The sequence below is a fragment of the Streptomyces liliifuscus genome (assembly GCF_016598615.1).
GTDB classification, from domain to species: domain Bacteria; phylum Actinomycetota; class Actinomycetes; order Streptomycetales; family Streptomycetaceae; genus Streptomyces; species Streptomyces liliifuscus.
Genome location: NZ_CP066831.1, coordinates 8,564,335 through 8,587,520, shown reverse-complemented (window position 1 = coordinate 8,587,520; position 23,186 = coordinate 8,564,335). Strand labels below are relative to the sequence as shown.

The window sequence follows — 23,186 nt, the reverse complement described above, 5'->3', positions numbered from 1 at the left end:
GATTGCGCACGGTACCCAATTCAACTTGTTTTCAAACGCAGTTGGCGAACTCGGGGGTGGACGAGTCGGTCCGGGAGGAGCAAGGTGTGCCCCGGAGGAAACGGCCCGAGGAACGAATCGAGCGCACGCCCAGCACACGCCCAGAGCTCACGCCCCTAGGACCCGAACCGAGGTCACAACGCTCGACAACTCCAGCACCTGCACTGCACCTGCACCCGCACCTGCACCCGCACGGACCGAAGGGAGCGGCACGCGATGACCGACCAGGCACAGCCCGCGCAGGGCCCGGGAGCGTCCGGGCCAGGGCCCGACGGAGCCGGATTCACCTACCGAGGAGCCGAGCAGGAACTGATCGTCGTCGCACGGCCCGAGGCCCGGCTGCGCGCCGAGGCCGAAGGGGTACGTTCGGCGGCCGGCGCCGACGTGTCGGCACTGAACATGTTCCTCAGCGACGAACAGCTCGCCCTCCAACCGCTGTTCGGCAACGAGGAACGCCTGCAGTCGGCGGCCCAGCCCTCGGCCCCGGGCGCCGAGACACTGCCCGATCTCGGGCTCTTCTACCGGGTGCGCGGCGTCGAGAGCCGGGCCCAGGAGCTGCGTTCGCGGATCGCGGCACTGCCCGAGATCGCCACGGCGTACGTGAAGCCGGGTGCCGTACCGGCCTCGCTGGGATCCGTGGGACACAGCACCGACGAGAGCCGGCGGCGCAAGGAAGGCGCCCCCGTCACCCCCGACTTCACCAGCCGCCAGGGCTATCTGCGCCCGGCGCCCGAGGGCGTGGACGCGTACTGGGCCTGGCAGCGGCCCGGCGGTTCCGGCCAGGGCGTCACCGTGATCGACGTGGAGGGCGCCTGGCAGCTCGGCCACGAGGACCTGGCCGCGAAACTCGCGGGTGTCGTGGTCGGCACCCCGATCCAGGACCTGGCCTGGCGCAACCACGGCACCGCCGTCATCGGTGTGATCGGCGGCGACCGCAACGAGTACGGGATCACCGGCATCGTGCCGGACACGGTGACCGCCGCCGCGTCGTTCCACGGCATCGGCTCCGCGGCCGCGATCCACGCGGCGGCCGACCGGCTCGGCGCCGGGGACATCATCCTGATCGAACTGCACAGCCCGGGACCGCGGTTGGACTTCGCGGTGCGCGACGACCAGCGCGGCTACATCGCCCTGGAATGGTGGCCGGACGACTTCGCGGCCATCCGGTACGCGACCGCCAAGGGCGTCCTGGTGGTGGAGGCCGCGGGCAACGGCGGGGAGTCCCTGGACGACGCGGTGTACGAGCGTCGGCCCGACGAGTTCCCCGAGTGGTGGCGCAATCCGTTCAACCCGTCCAACCAGTCCTCCGGCGCGATCGTGGTCGGCGCGGGCGCGCCGCCGCCCGGCACCCACGGCCGCGACCACGGCCCGGACCGCTCGCGTCTCGCGTTCTCCAACTACGGGGCGCGGGTGGACGCACAGGGCTGGGGCCGCGAGGTCACCACGACCGGCGGCTTCTGGGACAAGCCCGGTGATCTGCAGGGCGGCGCCGAGGAGATCGCCTGGTTCACCGACACGTTCTCCGGGACCTCCTCCGCCTCTCCGGTGGTGGTGGGCGCCCTGGCCGCGCTGCAGGGCATGCTCAGGGCGGTCGGCCAGGAACCGATGGACCCGGAGCGGGCGCGCGGGCTGCTGCGGGCCACGGGCTCCCCGCAGCAGGACGCGCCGGGCCGGCCCGCGTCGCAGCGGATCGGCAACCGGCCCGACATCAAGGCGGCGGTCGCCCATCTGCTGCCGGAGGCGGTCGGCTCGGGCCAGGCCGAGCGGTACTGGGACGAGCTGCTGCCGTATCCCCGTGAACTCCCGCCCAGGCTCCGGCTGTTCGTGGCCGGCGGCTGGCGGAGCCTGAACAACCCGTCCGCCGAGATCCGCCAGGCGGTGCACTCCGCCTTCGCGGGCGGACGGCCCGACGTACGTGTCTGGTTCTCGGACGACGAGATCGTCGGCCTGGTCGTCACGGGCTGACGCGACCCGCCGTTTCCCCGGACCAGCCTCCCGCACGAGACCGACCATCGCTCAACGACCAACCGTCGCTCAACCATTGAGGGAAGGTGGCACCCGCATGAGCACCACCCCGCAGATGAGCCAGCAGGGCCAGTACCAAGGCCAGCACCAGGGCCGGCAAGGTCAGCAGCAGGGCCCGAGCACGGCTCCCCCGCAGCAGGGGCAGGGCCAACAGCAGGGCTACGGCCAGCAGATGCCGTTCGGGCAGCAGCAACAGCAGCCGTTCGGACAGCAGATGCAGCAGCCGTTCGGGCAACAGGGCATGGGCCAGCAGCAGCCCTTCGGACAGCAGGGCATCAGTCAGCAGGGCTACGGCCAGCAGGGCATCGGTCAGCACCAGATTCCGCAGCACCTGCAGCAGCAGCTCCAGCAGCTCGGCCAGCAGCAGCCGTTCCAGCAGCTGCTTCACCAGCTCGGCGGGCAGCAGCAACAGCAGGGGCAGGAACAGGGCCAGGGCCAGCCGTTGATCGTGCGCAGCGCGGTCGAGGCCGCGGCGCTGACGAGCGGTGTGGCGGAGCATTTCTGGGACGTCGTCACACCGCTGCCGGGCCAGCCGTCGATCCTCTACCTGTACATCAACCAGGGCTGGCGTCCGCTGGTCAACCCGAACCAGGTGACGCACGACGAGGTCCAGGAGGCCTTCGCCTTCGGCCAGCAGGTCATCGGGATCTACGACTCCACGAGCAACACGCTCCAGGCCGTCATCGTGAACAAGTAGGCCGTCGTCGTGGGCAAGTAGCACCGAGCAGCAGGACGGACGACCCACCGCACGGAGGGCGCCGGACGGGCAACGACCCGTCCGGCGCCCGGCGTTGCTAGAGGGCCACGCCCAACAGGGCGTCCACGGCACGGGAGACGACGCCGGGGGCGCCCTCGTCCGTGCCGCCCTTCTCGGCCTGGAGCACGGCCCAGCGGTCGACGGCCGCGAGCGCGGCCGGCGCGTCCAGGTCGTTCGCGAGGGCCTCGCGGATCTCCTCGACGAGTGCCTCGGCGGACGGGCCGTCGGGTCGCGAAACGGCGGCCCGCCAGCGCTCCAGGCGCGCGAGGGCGTCCTGGAGCACCTGGTCGGTCCACTCCCAGTCGGCCCGGTAGTGGTGCGAGAGCAGGGCGAGCCGGATGGCCGCCGGGTCGACGCCGTCCCGGCGGAGCGCCGACACGAAGACGAGATTGCCCTTGGACTTGGACATCTTCTCGCCGTCGAGCGCGACCATGCCGGCGTGCACGTACGCCTTGGCCATCGGGAACTCGCCGGTCAGCGCCTGCGCGTGGGAGGCGCCCATCTCGTGGTGCGGGAAGGCGAGGTCGGAGCCGCCACCCTGTACGTCGAAGCCCATGCCCAGGTGGTCGAGGGCGATCGCGACGCACTCGATGTGCCAGCCGGGCCTGCCCTGCCCGAGCGAGGCGCCGTCCCAGCTCGGCTCGCCCTCGCGGGCGGCCGTCCACAGCATCGGGTCGAGGGGGTTCTTCTTGCCCGGACGGTCCGGGTCGCCGCCGCGCTCGGCGGACAGCAGCCGCATCGCCGCCGCGTCCAGGTTGGACACCCGGCCGAAGTGCGGGTCGGACTCGACGGAGAAGTAGACGTCCCCTTCGAGTTCGTACGCCGCACCCGCGTCCCGCAGCCGCTCGACCAGCGGGACGATCCCGGGTATGGCCTCGACGGCGCCGATGTAGTGCTTCGGGGGCAGCATCCGCAGGGCGGTCATGTCCTCGCGGAAGAGGGTGGTCTCCTTCTCGGCGAGGGAGACCCAGTCGACGTTGTCACGTGCGGCGCGCTCCAGCAGTGGATCGTCGACGTCCGTCACGTTCTGGACGTAGTGAACCTGCCGCTTGGTGTCGAGCCACACGCGCTGAACGAGGTCGAACGCGTTGTAGGTCGCCGCGTGACCCAGATGGGTCGCGTCGTACGGAGTGATGCCGCAGACGTAGATACGGGCGACGGGACCGGGGTCGAGGGTCACAGGACCACCGGTCGCGGTGTCGTGGATCCGGAGGTCGCGGCCCTTGCCGGGCAGGGCAGGGACGTCGGAAGCGGGCCAGGCATGCATGTCTTGAGCCTAACCGGACGGATGTTCCGTATACGAACCGGACCAGGCCAGATGGCCGGGAAGGCGTTCTTGCGTACGGAGCCGGGGTGTGCGTTCTCGGCTAAACGGGGGGCCAGGGGATCGCGGGCCAGTCCCCCGAGGGTTGCGGGTGCCGTCCGGAGGCGAGCAGGCCGGCCACACGCGCGCGCGTGGCGTCCAGTTCGGCCACGGTGATCAGCTCCCCCAGGCGCACGCCCAGCGTCCCGTCCAGGGCACCCCTGAGCCGCTCCAGGACCTCCACGGCCTCGGGGGTGAGCTTCTCCCCCGCCCAGCCCCACAGCAGCGTCCGCAGCTTGTTCTCGGCGTTGAAGGTGACCCCGTGGTCGATCCCGAACAGCCTGCCCTCGGGCGCGGGCAGCAAATGCCCGCCCTTGCGGTCGCCGTTGTTGATCACCACGTCGAGGACGGCCAGCCTGCGCAGCCGCTCGTCGTCGGCGTGCACGAGCAGCGCGGTGCGCCCCTCGCCGACCTCGGCGAACCCGACGGCCTTCCAGCCCTCGCCGGGCTCCTCGCCGTCGACCAGCGCGAGCAGCTCCGCGCCCTCGGACACCTGGTCGATCCACAGCTGGCACATGCCCTCGCCGTACGGCCCGTCGCGCAGGATCGTGGTCGGGACGAGCCCCCAGCCGGTCGCCTCGGACACCTCGTAGGCGGCGGCCTCACGCTGTGCGAGGTTCCCGTCGGGGAAGTCCCACAGCGGACGCTCGCCGGCGACCGGCTTGTAGACGCAGGAAGCTTTCTGTCCCTCGTACGTCACGTCGCACAGCAGCACCGCGTTGGAGGCCTCACGGATGCGTCCGCGCACGGAAAGCTCGCCCTCGGCGAGCAGCTCGGCCGTGGTCACGCTTCGCGGCGGTATCCGTTCTGGCGCGGACATACGTGTCCTTCCGGGTCTAGCGGGAGACTGCACAGCGGACAGGGCGGCCGGCCGGCGTTCACGACGTCGAGGGCGCGCTTGGCGAAGGCACGGGCCTGGGCACCGGTGAGGCGGACCCGCAGCATCGGCGGACCGTTCTCCTCGTCCTGCAGGAGCCTTTCCTCCGCCTCGGCGAGGTCCTCCTCCGAATCGGCGTCCAGCTCCACGAGCGCCTGAGCCTCGACGATCATGCGCTGCTCGTCACCGTCCCAGGCCAGCGCCATGGTGCCGACCCGGAACTCCTCCTCGACAGGAGCTTCGAGCGGGGCGGTGTCGGAGACCTCCGTCGGGGCCATCGCCGGGACGGGAGCGCTGCCCCCGGTACGGCGTACGACCTCGTCGAGAAGCTCGTCCATCCGTTCGGCGAGCGCCGCGACCTGCGTCTTCTCCAGGGCCACACTGGTCACCCGGGGTCCTGAGGAGGCCTGCAGGAAGAAGGTACGGCGCCCTGGCAGCCCGACCGTGCCGGCTACGAAACGGTCCGGCGGGTCGTAGAGGAACACCTGACGGGACACGTCCTGTCTCCATTGGATCGATCGACTGCTTCTGCCGTCGACTGCGTCTGCTGCTGACAACTGCTGCGCTGCTTCGACCGCTTCACCCTACTGCGGCCGACGATCACGGTGCGCCCGCACCGCCCCCGACCGTGGCGTCACCGGCCGGGGGTTCCTCGCGCGGCGCGAGCGACGTGAAATCGCCGGTGTCGCCGAGGCGAACGAGAAATGGCCGCAGTCGTGTGTAACGGATCGCGGTGATGGAACACGGTTCTACGGAGATCCGTTGGAAGAGGTCCAGATGAAGACCGAGGGCGTCCGCGACAAGAGACTTGATGATGTCGCCGTGCGAGCACATGAGGTATACCGCGTCACCGCCGTGATCGCGCTCCACACGCGCGTTCCATTCCCGTACGGCCTCGGCGGCCCGGGTCTGCATGGCGCGCATCGACTCGCCGCCCGGGAACGCGGCGGCGGAGGGGTGACTCTGCACGACCTCCATCAGCGGCTCGCCCGACAGCTCGGCGAGCTTGCGCCCGGACCAGTCGCCGTAGTGGGCCTCCCCGATCCGGTCGTCGGAGTGGACCCGCAGTTCGGGGCGCGCGTCGAGGAGCGGCCGAATCGTTTCCTGGCAGCGTTGCAGGGGGCTGCTGACGACCTCGGCGATCGGCAGTTCCGCGAGACGCCCGGGCAGCGCGGCGGCCTGTGCGGCCCCTCGCTCGTCGAGGGCCACGCCGGGCGTCCACCCGGCGAGCAGCCCCGCGGTGTTGGCGGTGGAACGTCCGTGCCGTACGAGGATCAAGGTGGGCATGCGGCCCAGCCTAGGCCGCGGCCCGAGTGCGCCGGGTCCCCGGCGACGGGAGAATACGCTCCGTGATCGTCGACTGTGCCATCTATCGCGACGGGCACCGGACGGAGGGCCCGGAGGACCTCTCGGACGCCCTGGACGCCGCGCGTGCCTCGGGAAACGCGTTCGTGTGGATCGGGCTGTACGAGCCGACCGAGCGCGAGTTCGATCTCGTCACCGAGGAGTTCGGACTGCATCCGCTGGCGGTGGAGGACGCCCTGAAGGCGCACCAGCGGCCCAAGCTGGAGGTGTACGACGACTCCCTGTTCGTGGTGCTCAAGCCGGTGACGTACGAGCCGGACAGCGACGCCGTCTCCTCCGGGGAGCTCATGCTCTTCCTGGGCGACTCCTTCGTGGTGACCGTGCGGCACGGCGAGGGCTCGCCGCTCAAGGCCGTACGACGCCGTCTTGAGCAGGACCCGGACATGATGCGCCTGGGCCCGACGGCGGTGCTCTACTCCATCGCCGACGACACCGTCGACCACTATCTGGAGGTGGCGACCGAGCTGCAGACCGACCTGGAGGAGGTCGAGGCGGAGGTGTTCTCGCCGAACGACGGCGGCTCCCGGCACACCGCGTCCAGGATCTACACCTTCAAGCGGCAGATCCTGGAGTTCCGCAGGGCCACCGGACCGCTGGCCGTGCCGCTGTCCCGCCTCGCGGGCTCGGGCGTCTCCGGTCCGGGGGTGCCGTTCGTCCACGACAAGGCGCAGCCCTTCTTCCGTGACGTCAGTGACCATCTGACCCGGGTGAACGAGTCCGTGGAGGGCCTGGACCGGCTGGTCTCGGACGTCCTGTCGGCACATCTCGCGCAGATGAGCGTCCGGCAGAACGACGACATGCGGAAGATCTCCGCGTGGGCGGCCATGGCCGCGGTCCCCACGATGATCGCGGGGATCTACGGCATGAACTTCGACCACATGCCGGAGCTGCACTGGGTGTGGGCCTATCCGGCGGTCATCCTGCTGATGGCGGTGCTCGAGGTGCTCCTGTTCCGGCTGTTCAAGCGGCGCGGCTGGCTGTAGCCGCGCCCGACGAGCTCCACGCGCGCGTGCCGCGTACGAGGCAGCACGCGCGCGTGGGCCACGCTCACGCGAACTCGGGTGCCGCCGACGCCGGGCCGCCCAGGGCGTCGCGGCGCTCCGGCACGGTCAGCGAGACCATGCGCCGCCAGCCGAGGACCCGCTCGTACAGGTACATGGCATGGATGCCCGCGGCGAGCAGCGCCGCCTTGGGCTTGGACCAGCCGAGGATGCGCCCCATGTGGCCCATCACGGCGAGGCTGACGTCCCGGTAGATGCCGATCTCGGCGAGCGCGCACTCGCGCAGGGTCCGCTGGATGGCCCGGCCGTGGCCCGCGGCCGCGAAGCGCAGCAGTTCCTCGTGGCAGTACGCGAGGTGGTTGTCCTCGTCGTTGGAGATCATCCGCACGGCCTTGCCGATCTCCGGGTGGTCGCCGAAGTCCTTGCGCAGCATCACCATCTGGTCCGCGGCGCGCTGCTCGGTGACCCTGCTGTGGGAGAGGTAGGTGACGATGTCCTGCACGGTGAGCGGCTCGTCGCGCTTGAGCTTGTCGTGCGCGAGGCCGATGCCGTGCTTCTCCAGGAGCATCGTGTAGTCCGTCTCGGGCGGGATCTCGACGGGTGTGACACCCCGCTTCCTCATCAGCGCGTTGAAGATCCGCCCGTGCTTGTCCTCGTCGGCACCGTGCCGGGTGATCTTGGGTGCGAGGGCGCGTTCGCTCTCCGGGACGAGGGCCGCGATCCGCGCGTTCTCCCAGCCTCCCTGGGTCTCCCCGCTGGCGGCGATGGAACAGAAGAGCCGGAACGACTCGTCGTTGTCGACGATCTCCTGGAAAAGACTCTTGGCCGAAAGCATGTGTGCCACCTCCATGCGGGCTCCCGCCTCCATGCGGGACTCCGCAAAGAAAGAGTCAAATGGGCAGCCAGGGGTGCGGCAACACCTGTGTCGGACAATTCCGCCGAACGGTGGACGCGAGGGGCATGAGAGGCGCGTAACCGAGCGGGCCCTGGCGCGTTGTTCTCCGTGACGGCCGTGGCGGGGAAGACCCCCCGAGCCCCCACCACGGCCGCTGAACCTCTCCCGTCCCGCCGCGGGCGGTGTTATGCGAGTCCGGCCCGCTCCAGGGCGTCCGTCCCGGCCCGGAGCGAGGCGATCCGCTCGTCCAGTGTGAAGCCCGCGGGGGCCAGCGTGAGCGTGGTGACCCCGGCGGCCGCGTAGGCCTTCATGCGGTCCGCGATGCGGTCCACGGAGCCGAGCAGCGTGGTCTGGTCGATGAGCTGCTGCGGAATGGCGGCGGCCGCGCCCTCCTTGTCGCCGGCCAGGTACTTGTCCTGGATCTCGGCGGCCTCCTTCTCGTAGCCCATGCGCTGCGCGAGCTGGTTGTAGAAGTTCTGCTTGCGGCTGCCCATGCCACCCACGTAGAGCGCGGTGTACGGGCGGAACATGTCGGCCAGCGCCGGTACGTCCTTGTCCTCGCCCAGTGCCAGCGGCAGCGTCGGGCAGACGTCGAAGCCGTCCATGGTCAGCCCGGCCTTCTCGCGGCCCGCGCGCAGGTGCTTGATCGCGGTGTCCTCCAGGTGCTCGGCGGACGGGAAGATCAGCAGGGCGCCGTCGGCGATCTCGCCGGTCTGCTCAAGGTTCTTCGGGCCGATCGCGGCGATGTAGAGCGGGATGTGCTCGCGCTCCGGGTGCACGGTCAGCTTCAGCGGCTTGCCGGGGCCGCCCGGCAGCGGGAGGGTCCAGTGCGTGCCCTCGTACGACAGGCGCTCGCGGGTCATCGCCTTGCGGATGATCTCGACGTACTCGCGGGTGCGGGCCAGCGGCTTGTCGAACTTGACGCCGTACCAGCCCTCCGAGACCTGCGGTCCCGAGACGCCGAGGCCCAGGCGGAAGCGGCCGCCGGAGAGCGAGTCGAGGGTGGCGGCGGTCATCGCCGTCATCGCGGGCTGGCGGGCCGGGATCTGGAAGATGGCCGAGCCGACGTCGATGCGCTCGGTCTGGGCGGCGACCCAGGTGAGCACGGTGGCCGCGTCCGATCCGTACGCCTCGGCGGCCCAGCAGACCGCGTAGCCCAGCCGGTCGGCCTCCTTGGCCACGGCGAGGTTGTCCGCGTCCATTCCGGCACCCCAGTAGCCGAGGTTGATCCCGAGCTGCATGGCCGATTCCCCTTACTGATCAGTAACGTCCCTTGTGCGGCACCCTAGCGCGCCGGTGGGCGCAGCGGCAGGGACCGGGTTGGGGATCATGTGATCCTGGTTGTCCACAGGGGCCCACACACCGACTTGTGGCCAGTAATCTCAGCCCACATGGAGCAGAGGCATCTCGGCCGTACCGGCCTTCGCGTGTCCCGCATCGGACTCGGCACCCTCACCTGGGGCAGGGACACCGACGAGCACGACGCCGCGGACCTGTTGAAGGGGTTCTGGGAGGCGGGCGGGACCCTCGTCGACACGGCCGATGTGTACGGGGACGGGGAGGCCGAGTACCTCCTCGGGCAGCTCATGGAGGGTCTGGTGCCTCGCCGGGATCTGGTGATCTCGACGAAGGCGGGCAGCGTGCCCGATCCGGACCGGCGCTTCGACGGTTCGCGGGGCCATCTGCTGTCCGCGCTCGACGCCTCGCTGGCCCGGCTCGGCACGGACTACGTGGACCTCTGGCAGATCCACGCCTTCGACCCCGAGGCGCCGCTGGAGGAGACCCTCCAGGCTCTCGACATCGCTGTCAGCAGCGGCCGCGCGCGCTATGCCGGGGTCTCCAACTTCTGCGGCTGGCAGCTCGCCAAGGCGGCCACCTGGCAGCTCGCGGCGCCCGGAACACGCACGCGACTGGCCAGTACGCAGATGGAGTACTCGCTGCTGCAGCGCGGTGTCGAGCGCGAGGTGCTGCCCGCGGCGCTGGACCTGGGCATCGGTCTGCTGCCGTCCTCTCCGCTGGGCCGGGGAGTGCTGACGGCCAAGTACCGGCACGCCACACCCGCGGACTCGCGGGGCGCGTCGGAACAGCTGGCGCCGTTCGTCGCGCCGTACCTGGACGACGCGGCCAGCCGCATCGTGGACGCGGTGGCGACGGCCGCGGACGGCCTCGCAGTGACCCCGCTCCAGGTGGCCCTCGCCTGGGTCCGCGACCGGCCGGGCGTGGCCGCCCCGATCATAGGCGCGCGCAACGCGCTGCAGCTCACGGCCGCGTTGTCAGTGGAGACCCTTAGTCTTCCTGACGAGATCTGCCGAGCGCTCGACGATGTGTCAGCGCCCGTGCACCACTATCCCGATCACGACTGGAGCACGCTGTGACCACGGATCCCGCTGCCGCGGAGGAAACCGAGCCGGTGACCGGCCCGGAGCCCGGGGGGCCCGGAGCCGGGCCGGGGGCCGACGACGACAGGGGTTCCGCGGACGGGAGCGGCGCGCCTGCCGACCCCGGCGACGAAGCGGCCGCAGCCGCGACGGACACGACGGACTCGACGGACACCGGCAGCGGTGAAGGCGGGCCGTCGGAGGCGGGAGGTCCCGCCGCGGACGGCGGTTCCGGCGACGGCACCGCCGACACCGACACCGCGGCCCAGTTGTCCGAGGCCGAGGCCGAGTTGGCCGCGCAGCGGGAGTTGCGGGAGCGGATCGAGCGGCGGAAGGCGGAGAAGGAGGGGCCGATCCAGGCCGGGGCACGCCTGAGCGGAAAGGCCGCCGATCTGCTTGCCGCAGTGCGGGCGGTGGAGAGCGGGGAGAAGCCCCCGGCGAGCGTCTTCACCGAGCCGGAGCCCGCGCCGCGCAGGTCCGCGCCGGAGCCGGTGCGGCAGCCGCAGGCCATGCCCTCCGCCGCACCCGCGCCGGTGGCCGCCGAGGCCGTCGACACCGTACGGGCCGTGCTCGTCGAGGGCGGCGCCCCGGAGGCGCTGGCGGCGCAGGTCGCCGCCGTCCTCGGCGAGGGGGCCGACACGCAACTCCGCGAGGACCCCTGGCAGTTGCTGCGTGTGGCCGGGGTCAGGCCCGAGCAGACCGACGGGTTCGCCCGGGCACTGCTCGGCGCGGAGTGCGGTCCCGACGACGAGCGGCGGGGCCGGGCGGTCACGGTATGGCTCCTGGAGCAGGCGGCCCTCGCCGGGCACACGGCCCTGGAGGCCCAGGCGCTCCACACGGCGCTCGCCCAGCGCTCGGTGCCGGATCCCGATGCCGCCGTGCAGAGCGCACTCGCCGAGGGGGACGTCCTGGTCTTCCAGGACGCGCTGGACGAGCCCGGCGCACCGCCGGCTCCCGCGCCCTCCGCGGACGAGGGCGAGAGCGAGGACGAAGAGGGCGAGGCGGAGCGTCCGGTCCGCGTCCTCATCGGTCTTGAGCGGTACGCGCTCGCCGAGGAGAGCCTCGCCGACGGTCTCGCCCGGGTGGTCAACTCACTGCCCAAGGAGGACGGTTCGGCCGCGGACTGGGAGTCGGCCGCGACCGGCTCCGCCGCCGAGCTGATCCGTGCGGTCGCGGGCCACGGTCTCGTCCTGCACACCGGCGGTGAGGCGTCCCGTGCGGAACCGGCGGCCCTGGCCGCGGTCGCCCGGTCCCTCGGCCTGCGGGTGTGCGCGGCCGCCCACACTCCGGACGGCCGCCGCCGCTTCGGCGCGCTGCTCGCCACCGCGGAGGGAGCGCGAGGCACGACCGCACCGGACGAGCGGCAGGACAGCCCGGCCGGGACGCCCGGCAGCACGGCTGGGACGCCCGGCGGGGCCGAACCGCACGAAGCCGTGACCGCCGAGGCCGTGACCACGGTCGCCGGTCTGCTCTCCGGGGGCGAGGGCCCAGGGCGGGACACGGACGGCATGCTGCGGACCGACCTCCTGATCGTGCTCGACGCGCCGCAGCTCGACGTGGAGAGCGCGGCGATGCTGGCGGAGTCGCTGCCCGACGGGGCCCGGCTGGTGCTGAGCGGGGACCCCGGGGTGCTGTGGTCGGCGGGCCCCGGCCGGGTCTTCGCGGATCTGCTCGCCGCGCGCGCGTGCCCGCAGGTCGCCTCGCGGACCCCGGACCCCGGCCCCGTCGGCGAACTGGTCTCGGGCATCGGCATCGGCGAGCTGAACCAGGTGGCGGCCCCCGGCAAGGAAGTCGTGATCGTCCCGGTGCGCGACGCCGGAGAGGCGGTCCACCGGACCGTGCAGCTGATCGCGGACTCGGTGCCGCGGGCCATCGGCATCCCGGCCGAGCAGACCCAGGTGATCACCCCGGGCCACGGCGGTGCGGCGGGCACCCGCGCGCTCAACATCGCGCTGAAGGAGCGGCTCAACCCCGGCCCCGGCCGCTTCGGCGGCTTCGACCCGGGTGACCGGATCGCGTACTCCCCCGCGCCGGGCCGCACGGTCCCGGGCCATGTGGTGAAGGCCGACGCCGACGGGCTGCACCTGGAATGCGCGGGCGCTCCCGTCGTCGTACCGAAGGAGCGGGTCGAGCAGGCCGTGCGACACGGCTGGGCGCTCACCGCGCACCAGGCGGTCGGCGCCCGCTGGCCCGCCGCGGTCGTGGTCCTGCCGGGGGACGCCGCCCAGGCGCTCACGCGCCCCTGGATCTACACCGCCTTCGGCCGCGCCGAACAGCACCTCTCCGTGGTCCACGGCGTGGACCAGGCCCTGCCGCGCGCGGTGTCCGAGGCCGCCGCAAAGCCGCGTACGACCCGACTGCCGACCCTGCTCAGAACCCAGGTCCCGGCCACCGGCTGACGCCCTCCGCCCCCGGCCCCGGGGGGCCGGGGTCCGGGGCCCCAGCTTCGAACCCGGCCAACGGGCCCGGCCACCGCGCGGTGGCCGAGGTCACCACCAAGCCGCGTACCACCGGCTGTCTTGCCCTGCTCAGGACCCAGGGCCCAGCCATCGGCTGACGCCCGCCCCGGGCCCACGGGTCCGGGGCGCCCGCCTCGGACCCGGCCTCCGGGCCCCAGACGCACCGGTGGCGGTCACCGGGCTCCTCGCCCGGTGACCGCCACCGTAAGAACCGGCGGGGCCTCAGCGGTCCGCGTCGAGTGGCTCCAAGTCCTCGTCCTCGTCGAGCTCCGGCTCGACGGCGTCCTCGATGTCGTCGTCGAGGTCGGCCCCGGTCTCCTCGTCGAAGACGGCGCTGACGTCGAAGCGGCACACCACCTGATGCGGATCGGCGTGGTCGAACGGCGCCTCCAGCCACTCGCCCGGCTCGGCGGGTTCGTCCGCGGCGGTGACCCACAGCGTGGAGTCGGCCTCCTCCAGACCGAACTCCTTGTGCCGCGAGGCGATCTCGTCGGGCTCGAACTCGCCGAAGAGGACGCCCAGAGCACCGTGCACGGTCCCCGAAGCGGCGTCGAAGCCCGCGGCCGCGGCCCCGGACTCCTCCACGGCCTCCACCCGCTGCGCCTGCGCCAGCAGCCGCTGCGGCTCCACCACCGTGTAGTCCCGGCGGATCAGCACGCTCAGCGCGTTGGGCTCCTCCGGCCCGGTGTACGGCAGCGCGTCCTCGGTGCCGGGGATCTCGAAGGGAGTGACCTCGTCATAGCGGTCGTAGAGGAGCTCGTCGTACTCCTCGGCGGCCGCGGCCAGCTCGTTGAACGCCTCGTAGACGGCCGGGTCGTCCTCACCCGACCTGCGCTCGACCGCCGCCAGGTGACGGTCGAGCGCGGCCTTGACCGCCTCGGCGGCGGCGCGTACCTCGGCAGCGGTGGGCTGCGCAGCATCAGACATAGTGCAGACGCTATCCGTACACGGCCTCCGCACGCACAATAGATGCGATGCCGGAATACGAATTTGTCGACGTGTACGTGCCGCGCGGGGTCACCCGCAAGGAAGCGACACGACTGCTGACGGACCATGCCGAGTACGGACACTGGGAGTTGGACCGCCTCAGCCTCCACCCGGACGGCAGCCGCAGGGTGCGGTTGCGCCGACGGATCATCCGCCAGGTGCGAGCCACGTGGTGACGAGGGACGGCTGAAACGGAGCGGGCCCCGCGCGTGCGGGGCCCGCTCCGTCGACCCCCGCGGGGGCGTGTCCACCTGCCCCTGGGGGCTTTTGTGGTGCCATGACACCGTTTGCCGTGTCATGGCCTCGTGTCACGCGGAGGCGCGTGCCTTGCGGTAGAGCACGGCTCCCGTCAGCAGCGCACCCGCGCCCACCGGCAGCGCGAGACCGAGCGGCAGCTCACTGCCGGTCTGCGCCAGCTGCTCGGAACCCTTGGGCTGCGAGACGGCCTGGGCGCCCGGGTAGTTCGGGTTCCACGCGCCAAGATCCACGCCACCGTTCCGGCCCGGTCCACCAGGACCGTCGGAGCCGTTGGAACCGTCGGGTCCACCGGGCCGGCCCGGGTCACCAGGGTTGCCCGGGTCCCCGGGCTGCCCCGGCTGACCCGGGTCCCCGGGGTCCCCCGGCTGACCGGGCTTGCCCGGCGGGTTGGGCTCCCCGTAGCCGGGCGGCGTCGACCCGTGCCCGCCGCCGGTGTTCGAGCAGTCGTTGCCCGTGGCCGCGTTGCCGACACCGCCGACGGAGACGCTGTTGCCGCAGACGTTGACCGGCACGTCCACCGGAACCTGGACGTGGTTGCCCGAGCCCACGCCGGGTGAGTTGCTCGTGTGCCCCCCGGCGTGCGATCCGCCGCCGGAGTGGTGGTGCCCGGAGCCGCCGCCCTTGTTGGCGCACTTGTTGCCCACCGCCGGGTTGAGCACCCCGACCACGTTCACGGTGTTGCCGCAGACGTTGACCGGCGCGTGCACCGGCGCCTGCACCGAGTTGCCCGAGAGCACGCCCGGGGAGTCCGAGGCGCTGCCGTGCGCCCCCGAGTCGGCCTGCGCGTAACCGCCGGTGGCGGCGAGAACGCCGGTCGCGGCCGCCACCGTCATCAGGCCTTTGCGGGTGACCTGTCGCATAGCTTTTCCCTGCCTTGTGATCCTTGTGAGCCCTGCGGCTTCAGGAACGCGCACGCGCCGGGATGCGCGAGCGCGGAATTCGGAATGCCGAACACGGAATGTCGGCGGCCCCGGAGCGCATGGCGTGCGCTCCGGGGCCGCGGACTTAAGACCCTCATGGGTTTTCAGGCCTTCATGGGGTGCAGGCCCTCATGAGGTGGGCACAACGTCAGACGTTGGTGCAGGTGTTGCCGAAGGCAGGGTTCAGCAGCCCGATCACGGAGACCGTGTTGCCGCAGACGTTCACCGGCACGTGGATGGGCGCCTGGATGACGTTGCCCGAGAGCACACCGGGAGAGTGCACGGCAGCACCCTGAGCACCGGAGTCGGCAGCCGCGATACCCGCACCGGCGAGAACGATGCCACCAGTGGCAGCAGCAGCGGCGACGATCTTCTTGATCATTATTCCTCCTTGTTGGCAATGCGATCCCAGCCGCGGATCGCATCACCTGTAACGAGGAGGGAGTAATAGGGCTACGAGCCTATGAGCGCATTCACTCTTCTCAGTCGGCCCCGTACGCGCTGGCGATTATTGGAGTGTCGTTTCAGCGGGTTAATTCAGGACGCTTCGAGGAAGCGGGGGTTCAGGACGCCTCGATGAAGCGGTCCAGGACCCGCACTCCGAACTTGAGGGCGTCGACCGGGACCCGCTCGTCGACACCGTGGAACATGCCGGCGAAGTCCAGCTCCGGCGGCAGCTTCAGCGGGGCGAAGCCGAAGCAGCGGATGCCGAGATCGTCGAAGGACTTGGCGTCGGTGCCGGCGGAGAGCATGTACGGGACGGCCCGGGCGATCGGGTCCTCGGCGGACAGCGCGGTCTGCATGGCGTCCACGAGGGCCCCGTCGAAGGTGGTCTCCAGCGCCTTGTCGGCGTGCACGTCCTCGCGCTTCACGTTCGGGCCGAGGATCCGGTCCAGGTCGGCGAGGAACTCCTCCTCGTAGCCCGGCAGGTAGCGGGCGTCGACGTGGGCGGTCGCCTGGCCGGGGATCACGTTCACCTTGTAGCCGGCGCCCAGCTGGGTCGGGTTGGCGGTGTTCTGGAGCGAGGCGCCGATGAGCTTGGCGATACCGCCGAGCTTGGCGAGCGTCGCGTCCATGTTCTCCGGGTCGAGCTCGGTGCCCAGCGCGTCGCCGAGTTCGTCGAGGAAGTGCCGCAGCGTCTTCGTCACCCTCACCGGGAACTTGTGCCGGCCGAGCCGCCCGACGGCCTCGGACAGTTCGGTGATCGCGTTGTCCCGGTGGATCATCGAACCGTGTCCGGCGGTGCCGTCCACGGTCAGCTTCATCCAGTGCATGCCCTTCTGGGCGGTCTCGACGAGATACAGCCGCAGCTTCTCGTTGACCGTGAAGGAGAACCCGCCGACCTCGCCGATCGCCTCCGTCACGCCCTCGAAGAGGTCCGGGTGCTTGGTGACGAGGTGCTTGGCGCCGAACTTGCCGCCCGCCTCCTCGTCCGCCAGGAAGGCCAGCACGAGGTCCCGGGGCGGTTTGCGGCCGCTGCGCACCCGGTCGCGTACGACCGCGAGGGTCATCGCGTCCATGTCCTTCATGTCGACCGCGCCACGGCCCCACACGCAGCCGTCGGCGATCTCGCCGGAGAACGGGTGGTGCGTCCAGTCCTGGGCGTTGGCCGGTACGACGTCGGTGTGGCCGTGGATGAGCAGCCCGGGCCGGGAGCGGTCCTCCCCCTCGATCCTGACCACCGTGGAGGCGCGGCCCTGGTGGGACTCGAAGATCTGCGGTTCGAGTCCCACCTCGGCGAGCTTCTCCGCGACGTACTCGGCGGCCTTGCGTTCACCCGGGCCCGAGTGGTCGCCGTAGTTGCTGGTGTCGATCTGGATCAGCTCGCGGCAGAGGTCGACGACCTCGTCCTCACCCGTGACGCTCCTGGTCCTGTCCGGCTCACTCACGCTGCTTCCTCCCACGCTGCCTGCCGGCGGTGTTCCCGTCGGCGGTGCCTCCATCCTCTCTCTCCGACCCTGCCCACCCCAAGGGCGGACCAGGCCCGTCACACGTCGTTCACGCCCGCCGGCCCGTGATCGGGGGCCCTCGAAAGCCTGGTAATGTTTCCTCCGTCGCCGCGAGGGAAACCCGCGCGACAGACACCTTGTCCGGGTGGCGGAATGGCAGACGCGCTAGCTTGAGGTGCTAGTGCCCTTTATCGGGCGTGGGGGTTCAAGTCCCCCCTCGGACACATCGCACGAGTGAGGGCCGCGACCACTGGTCGCGGCCCTCACTCATTGTCTACGACCCCTGGCTCAGCGGTGTTACGGCCATGTGTGGGGCAGATCTCGTCAGGATGACATACCCCCACGTCAGAGCGTTGGAACAGAGGCCCTTCAGCCCCTCCCGGGGCCTCCTCGCATGGCTGAGCCGCAGGTCCGGAGCTAGCGTCGTACTAAAATTACACGCTTGTTCGGAGCTGACCGGAACATCCCCAGGCATACCTGCGGGCCCGCCGGCTCCCCCGGACGTCCGGGAACGACACGTGAGGACCCGATGGCAGCCCTCGAGCAAGGACCCGCACTCGCGCTGTTCGACGAAGAGGTGCGCGCGGAGTTCGGCGACCCGGCGCGCTTCACCGCCGCTTCCGCCGCCTCGCCCCGCACCCTCGTCGACATCCTCGACGCGTCCGTACGGGCCCACCCCGACGAGCCCGCGCTGGACGACGGTCATCGCTGCCTCAGCTACCGCGCCCTGGCCGTCGAGGTCGAGGCCCTGAGGCGGCGGCTGAGCGCCGCCGGGGTGGGCCTCGGGGACCGCGTGGGCGTCCGGGTCCCGTCGGGGACCAACGAGCTGTACGTGGCGATCCTGGCCGTCCTCGCGGCGGGCGCCGCCTATGTGCCGGTGGACGCCGAGGACCCGGACGAGCGGGCCGAGCTGGTCTTCGGCGAGGCCGGGGTGCGGGCCGTCGTCGGCGCCGGGCACGAGCTGACCGTCAACGGACGCAGCGAGACGCCGGCCACGCGGCCCGGTGTCGAGCACGACGCCTGGATCATCTTCACCTCAGGTTCGACCGGCAGGCCCAAGGGCGTGGCCGTCAGCCACCGCAGCGCCGCCGCCTTCGTGGACGCCGAGGCAGAGCTGTTCCTGACCGACGACCCGATCGGCCCGGGTGACAGGGTCATGGCGGGTCTCTCCGTCGCCTTCGACGCGTCCTGCGAGGAGATGTGGCTGGCCTGGCGGTACGGGGCCTGTCTGGTGCCCGTGCCGCGCTCCCAGGTGCGCAGCGGCGCCGATCTGGGGTCCTGGCTGGTCGAGCAGGAGATCACCGTCGTCTCCACCGTGCCGACGCTGGCCTCCCTGTGGGAGCCGGAGGCTCTCAACGAGGTCCGGCTGCTGATCTTCGGCGGTGAGGCCTGCCCGCCCGAGCTGGTGCAGCGGCTGGTCACCGAGGGCCGCGAGGTCTGGAACACCTACGGGCCGACCGAGGCCACCGTCGTCGCCTGCGCGTCCCTGATGACCGGCGAGGAGCCGATCCGTATCGGGCTGCCGCTCAACGGCTGGGAGCTGGCCGTCGTCGACGAGTCCGGCGAGCCGGTGCCCATGGGCGGCAGCGGTCAGCTCGTGATCGGCGGAGTGGGCCTGGCCCGCTATCTCGACCCCGAGAAGGACGCCGAGAAGTACGCCCCGCTGGAGTCGCTCGGCTGGGAGCGCGCCTACCGCAGCGGTGACCTGGTCAAGGCCGAGCCGGAGGGGCTGGTCTTCCTCGGGCGGGCCGACGAGCAGATCAAACTCGGCGGGCGCCGCATCGAACTCGGCGAGGTCGACGCCGCTCTCCAGGCGCTGCCCGGGGTAGCGGGTGCCGCGGCCGCGGTCCGTACCGCCCGCAGCGGCAACCAGCTGCTCGTCGGCTATGTGGTCACCCAGGAGGGCTGGGACCACTCGACGGCCGTCGAGAAGCTGCGCGCCGAGTTGCCCGCCGCCCTGGTCCCGCTGCTCGCGCCGGTCGCCGACCTGCCGACCCGCACCTCGGGCAAGGTCGACCGGAACGCCCTCCCGTGGCCCCTGGAGGGCCTGGAGACCGGCGGACCCGCCGAGCAGCTGTACGGCACCGAGGCATGGCTCGCCGAGCAGTGGAGCGAGGTGCTCGGCATCCCCGTCGGTTCGGCGCGGGACGACTTCTTCGCGATCGGCGGCAGCAGTCTCGCCGCCGCCCAGCTCACCACCCGGCTGCGCACCCGCTACCCCAGCGCCGCCGTCGTCGACATCTACCAGCAGCCCGTGCTGCGCAAGCTGGCCCGGCATCTGGAGAAGTCCGTTCAGGGTGACGGGGCCACCCGCGAGATCCCGCCGGTGCCCCTGCGCGCCAAGGTCGTTCAACTGCTGGTGCTCGTCCCGCTGTTCACCCTGCTCGGGCTGCGCTGGACCGTGGCGCTGGCCGCGCTGGGCAACGTACTGCACTGGTTCGGTCCGTATCCGTGGGTGCCGACCGCCTCGTGGTGGGTCGTCGCGGCGGGGGCCGGGCTGCTCTTCAGCCCGCCGGGGCGGCTCGCGATCGCGGCCGGCGGTGCGCGGCTGCTGCTGCGCGGTCTGAAGCCCGGGCGGTATCCGCGGGGCGGAAGCGTGCATCTGCGGCTGTGGACGGCCGAGCGGCTCGCCGAGTTCAGCGGGGCGACCTCGCTGACGGGGTCGTGGCTGGAGCGGTACGCCCGTGCGCTGGGCGCGAAGGTCGGGTCCGACGTGGATCTGCACTCGCTGCCGCCGGTCACCGGCATGCTCAAGCTCGGCCGGGGTGCCGCCGTGGAGTCCGAGGTGGACCTGTCGGGCCACTGGCTGGACGGCGACCGCCTGGAGATCGGCCCGGTCAAGGTCGGCGCGCACGCCGTGGTCGGCACCCGCAGCATCCTCTTCCCGGGCGCCCGGGTGGGCAAGCGGTCCGAGGTGGCCCCCGGTTCGGCCGTGTCCGGACACATCACGACCGGTCAGCGGTGGGCCGGGGCTCCCGCGGCCAAGCTCGGCAAGGCCAAGCGGGACTGGCCCAAGGAGCGCCCGCAGCGGGGTACGTACTGGCGCGTGATGTACGGCGCCACCGGCTTCGCGCTCTCCGCGTTGCCGCTGGTCGCGGGTCTGGCCGCGCTGCTCGTGGCGAGCGTCTTCGTCTCGCCGGACGCCGGTCTCGGCGAGGCGCTGCGGGGTGCCGCGGTCGCGCTGGTGCCGGCGACGCTGGCCTTCGGTCTCACCTACGCGCTGATCCTGCTGGTCAACGTACGGCTGCTCAGTCTCGGGCTGCGGCCCGGTACGCATCCGACGCACAGCAGGATCGGCTGGCAGGCGTGGACGGTCACGCAGCTGATGGACCGCTCCCGCGACACGCTGTTCCCGCTGTACGCCGGGCTGGCCACGCCGGTGTGGCTGCGGCTGCTGGGCATGCGGATCGGGCGGGGTGCCGAGGTGTCGACGGTGCTCGCACTGCCGAGTCTGACGACGGTCGGCGAGGGCGCGTTCCTGGCCGACGACACACTGACCGCGCCGTACGAGCTCGGCGGCGGCTGGATGCGGATCGGGCGGGCGGAGATCGGGCGCCGCGCCTTCCTCGGGAACTCCGGGATGACCGCGCCGGGCCGTTCCGTGCCGGACGGCGGCCTGGTCGGGGTGCTGTCCGCGACGCCGAAGAAGGCCAAGAAGGGCAGTTCCTACCTGGGCCTGCCGCCGGTCAAGCTGCCCCGCTCCACGCAGGGCGGCGACCAGAGCCGTACGTACGACCCGCCCGCGCGGCTGCTGTGGGCGCGCGGTCTGGTCGAGCTGTGCCGGATCGTGCCCGTCTTCTGCTCGGCCGCGCTGGCCGTGCTGACGGTGGCGGCGCTGAGCGCGCTCGGGGCCTGGGCCTGGGCACTCGCCGGGATCGTGCTGCTGGGCGCCGGTGCCGCCGCCGGGCTGCTGTCCGTGATCGCCAAGTGGGTGCTCGTGGGGCGCCACCGCACCGGTGAGCACCCGCTGTGGAGCGGTTTCGTGTGGCGCAACGAGCTGGCCGACACCTTCGTCGAGGTCGTCGCCGTGCCGTGGTTGGCCGGGTCCGTGCCGGGTACTCCCGTCATGAACCTGTGGCTCCGCGGCCTCGGTGCCCGTATCGGCAAGGGCGTCTGGGTGGAGAGCTACTGGCTGCCCGAGACGGATCTGGTGACGCTCGAGGACGCGGCGACGGTGAACCGAGGCTGTGTGCTGCAGACCCACCTCTTCCACGACCGGATCTTGCGGACGGATACTGTGGTCCTCCGTGAGGGCGCCACGCTGGGCCCGGGCGGAATCGTTCTGCCCGGCAGCACCGTCGGGGCGCGCAGCACACTGGGACCCGCGTCCCTCGTCATGGCGGCGGAATCCGTTCCCGACGACACCCGTTGGCTGGGCAACCCGATCGAGGCATGGCGTCCCTAGGCGCGGCCCGTACGGCGCCCGGGGAGGGAACACCGGCACGCCGTACGAGCACAGCGCAGGGAGCAGACACTTCAGTGGTTCAGCAGACAGTGGGAGCGGATCCGTACTTCCCGGCGAACGGTGATCCCCGTTACCGGGTCCATCGGTACGAACTCGCCCTGGACTACCGTCCGGGACCCAACCGGCTGTCCGGCACCGCACGCCTGAACGCCATAGCGGGGCGGTCGCCGGTCGCCGAATTCCAGCTGAACCTGGCCGACTTCAGGATCGGCCGGGTCAGGGTCGACGGGCGGGCGACGCACTACACGCACCGCGGCGGCAGGCTGCGGATCCGCCCGCCGAAGCCGATTCGGGCCGGCGCCGCGTTCACCGTGGAGGTCCACTGGTCGGGCAACCCCAAGCCGGTGCGCAGCCCCTGGGGCGGGCTCGGCTGGGAGGAGCTGGAGGACGGGGCGCTGGTGGCCAGCCAGCCGGTCGGGGCGCCGTCCTGGTACCCCTGCAACGACCGCCCGGCCGACAAGGCCTCGTACCAGATCTCGATCACCACGCCCTCGGCGTACTCGGTGGTCGCGGGCGGCCGGCTGCTGACCCGTACGACCAAGGCGTCCACCACGACCTGGGTGTACGAGCAGTCGGCGCCCACGTCCAGCTATCTGGTCGGGCTGTCCGTCGGGAAGTACCAGACCGTGCTGCTCGGCGATCCGGGTCTCGGCGGTGTCCCGCAGGCCGGGCACATTCCGGCGCACCTGCTCACCGAGTTCTCCCGGGACTTCGCGCGGCAGCCTTCGATGATGCAGCTGTTCGAGGAGCTCTTCGGCCCGTACCCGTTCGGCGAGTACGCGGTGGTCGTCACCGAGGAGGAGCTGGACGTCCCGGTGGAGGCGCAGGGGCTCTCCCTGTTCGGCGCCAACCACGTGGACGGGGCGCGGAGTTCGGAGCGGCTGGTGGCGCACGAGCTGGCCCACCAGTGGTTCGGCAACAGTGTGAGCATCGCCGACTGGCGGCACATCTGGCTGAACGAGGGGTTCGCGAAGTACGCGGAGTGGCTGTGGTCGGAGCGGTCCGGTGGGCGCAATGCCCAGGCGCTCGCGAGCCTCTCGCACCGCAAGCTGTCCGCGCTGCCGCAGGACCTGAGGCTGTCCGACCCTGGCCGCAAGCTGATGTTCGACGACCGGCTCTACGAGCGCGGCGGGCTGCTGCTGCACGCGGTGCGGTGTGCGCTGGGCGACGACGCGTTCTTCCGCATGCTGCGGGGGTGGGCGTCGGTGCACCGGGGTGGCACGGTCACCACCGCCGCCTTCACCACGCATGTGGCTCGGTTCGCGACCGAGCCGTTGGACGACCTGTTCCGGTCGTGGCTGCATGAGACGGCGTTGCCTGCGTTGCCGTCGCGGTCCGCGGTGATTCCGGCTCGGCCGCCGTATCCGCCCAGCGGAGCGTGAGCACTCCGCTGGGGTCGTACGGCGGCCGCGGGTCGGATGTGGCTGATCGCGCAGTTCCCCGCGCCC

General features: G+C 71.6%; 18 protein-coding genes and 1 tRNA gene. 9 read left to right on the top strand and 10 right to left on the bottom strand.

The window, feature by feature from the left end; all coding sequences use genetic code 11:
* Positions 1-255: 255 nt before the first annotated feature.
* Positions 256-2,004: a S8 family peptidase gene (locus tag JEQ17_RS37030; RefSeq protein WP_200399324.1), complete on the top strand. Its 1,749-nt coding sequence runs from the start codon at positions 256-258 to the stop codon at positions 2,002-2,004.
* 97 nt (positions 2,005-2,101) lie between these two features.
* Positions 2,102-2,761: a hypothetical protein gene (locus JEQ17_RS37025; protein WP_200399323.1), complete on the top strand. Its 660-nt coding sequence runs from the start codon at positions 2,102-2,104 to the stop codon at positions 2,759-2,761.
* A 97-nt stretch (positions 2,762-2,858) separates the two neighbouring features.
* On the opposite strand, the gene mshC is transcribed toward JEQ17_RS37025, so the two are convergent.
* The 4 genes from mshC to JEQ17_RS37005 form a co-directional block, all read right to left on the bottom strand.
* Positions 2,859-4,088, bottom strand: a complete 1,230-nt coding sequence (mshC, locus tag JEQ17_RS37020) for a cysteine--1-D-myo-inosityl 2-amino-2-deoxy-alpha-D-glucopyranoside ligase (RefSeq protein WP_200399322.1) — start codon at positions 4,086-4,088, stop codon at positions 2,859-2,861.
* 100 nt (positions 4,089-4,188) lie between these two features.
* A complete protein-coding gene (locus JEQ17_RS37015; RefSeq protein WP_200399321.1) occupies positions 4,189-5,004 on the bottom strand; it encodes an SCO1664 family protein in 816 nt (271 codons plus the stop codon).
* Entirely contained in the window at positions 4,968-5,558 is a 591-nt protein-coding gene (locus JEQ17_RS37010) for a DUF3090 domain-containing protein (RefSeq protein ID WP_055613325.1), read from the bottom strand. Before JEQ17_RS37010 ends, JEQ17_RS37015 begins: the two co-directional genes overlap by 37 nt.
* Before the next feature lie 103 nt (positions 5,559-5,661).
* The gene (locus tag JEQ17_RS37005; RefSeq protein ID WP_200399320.1) at positions 5,662-6,348 is read right to left on the bottom strand and encodes a histidine phosphatase family protein; all 687 of its coding nucleotides are present in this window, start codon (positions 6,346-6,348) and stop codon (positions 5,662-5,664) included.
* Positions 6,349-6,410: 62 nt separating this feature from the next.
* Between JEQ17_RS37005 and corA the strand changes: the two genes are divergently transcribed.
* The gene (corA, locus tag JEQ17_RS37000; RefSeq protein WP_200399319.1) at positions 6,411-7,409 is read left to right on the top strand and encodes a magnesium/cobalt transporter CorA; all 999 of its coding nucleotides are present in this window, start codon (positions 6,411-6,413) and stop codon (positions 7,407-7,409) included.
* Positions 7,410-7,473: 64 nt separating this feature from the next.
* Here corA and JEQ17_RS36995 read toward each other — a convergent pair whose 3' ends face one another.
* The gene (locus JEQ17_RS36995; protein WP_200399318.1) at positions 7,474-8,262 is read right to left on the bottom strand and encodes a ferritin-like domain-containing protein; all 789 of its coding nucleotides are present in this window, start codon (positions 8,260-8,262) and stop codon (positions 7,474-7,476) included.
* A 245-nt stretch (positions 8,263-8,507) separates the two neighbouring features.
* A complete protein-coding gene (locus JEQ17_RS36990; RefSeq protein ID WP_200399317.1) occupies positions 8,508-9,563 on the bottom strand; it encodes an LLM class F420-dependent oxidoreductase in 1,056 nt (351 codons plus the stop codon).
* Between the two features lie 150 nt (positions 9,564-9,713).
* On the opposite strand from JEQ17_RS36990, the gene JEQ17_RS36985 reads away from it, so the two are divergent.
* Complete coding sequence (locus JEQ17_RS36985) at positions 9,714-10,697, top strand: aldo/keto reductase (protein WP_200399316.1); 984 nt, start codon at positions 9,714-9,716, stop codon at positions 10,695-10,697.
* Positions 10,694-13,099: a helix-hairpin-helix domain-containing protein gene (locus JEQ17_RS36980; RefSeq protein ID WP_407700114.1), complete on the top strand. Its 2,406-nt coding sequence runs from the start codon at positions 10,694-10,696 to the stop codon at positions 13,097-13,099. Before JEQ17_RS36985 ends, JEQ17_RS36980 begins: the two co-directional genes overlap by 4 nt.
* Before the next feature lie 282 nt (positions 13,100-13,381).
* Here JEQ17_RS36980 and JEQ17_RS36975 read toward each other — a convergent pair whose 3' ends face one another.
* On the bottom strand, positions 13,382-14,086 hold the full coding sequence (locus tag JEQ17_RS36975; protein ID WP_200399315.1) for a hypothetical protein: 705 nt from the start codon (positions 14,084-14,086) through the stop codon (positions 13,382-13,384).
* A gap of 47 nt (positions 14,087-14,133) precedes the next feature.
* On the opposite strand from JEQ17_RS36975, the gene JEQ17_RS36970 reads away from it, so the two are divergent.
* Entirely contained in the window at positions 14,134-14,322 is a 189-nt protein-coding gene (locus JEQ17_RS36970; RefSeq protein ID WP_030778823.1) for a DUF5703 family protein, read from the top strand.
* 132 nt (positions 14,323-14,454) lie between these two features.
* Here JEQ17_RS36970 and JEQ17_RS36965 read toward each other — a convergent pair whose 3' ends face one another.
* The 3 genes from JEQ17_RS36965 to JEQ17_RS36955 all read right to left on the bottom strand — a co-directional run bounded on the left by JEQ17_RS36965 (position 14,455) and on the right by JEQ17_RS36955 (position 17,267).
* Entirely contained in the window at positions 14,455-15,264 is an 810-nt protein-coding gene (locus tag JEQ17_RS36965; protein ID WP_200399314.1) for a chaplin, read from the bottom strand.
* Between the two features lie 208 nt (positions 15,265-15,472).
* Positions 15,473-15,706: a chaplin ChpH gene (gene chpH, locus JEQ17_RS36960; protein ID WP_055613317.1), complete on the bottom strand. Its 234-nt coding sequence runs from the start codon at positions 15,704-15,706 to the stop codon at positions 15,473-15,475.
* Between the two features lie 181 nt (positions 15,707-15,887).
* The gene (locus tag JEQ17_RS36955; RefSeq protein ID WP_407700113.1) at positions 15,888-17,267 is read right to left on the bottom strand and encodes a M20/M25/M40 family metallo-hydrolase; all 1,380 of its coding nucleotides are present in this window, start codon (positions 17,265-17,267) and stop codon (positions 15,888-15,890) included.
* Between the two features lie 145 nt (positions 17,268-17,412).
* Here JEQ17_RS36955 and JEQ17_RS36950 point away from each other — a divergent pair.
* The 3 genes from JEQ17_RS36950 to JEQ17_RS36940 all read left to right on the top strand — a co-directional run bounded on the left by JEQ17_RS36950 (position 17,413) and on the right by JEQ17_RS36940 (position 23,120).
* Positions 17,413-17,497 (top strand) — tRNA-Leu (locus JEQ17_RS36950).
* A 305-nt stretch (positions 17,498-17,802) separates the two neighbouring features.
* The gene (locus JEQ17_RS36945) at positions 17,803-21,678 is read left to right on the top strand and encodes a Pls/PosA family non-ribosomal peptide synthetase (protein ID WP_200399312.1); all 3,876 of its coding nucleotides are present in this window, start codon (positions 17,803-17,805) and stop codon (positions 21,676-21,678) included.
* A complete protein-coding gene (locus JEQ17_RS36940; protein ID WP_200399311.1) occupies positions 21,666-23,120 on the top strand; it encodes a M1 family metallopeptidase in 1,455 nt (484 codons plus the stop codon). The genes JEQ17_RS36945 and JEQ17_RS36940 overlap by 13 nt, the downstream gene beginning before the upstream one ends.
* Positions 23,121-23,186: the final 66 nt, after the last annotated feature.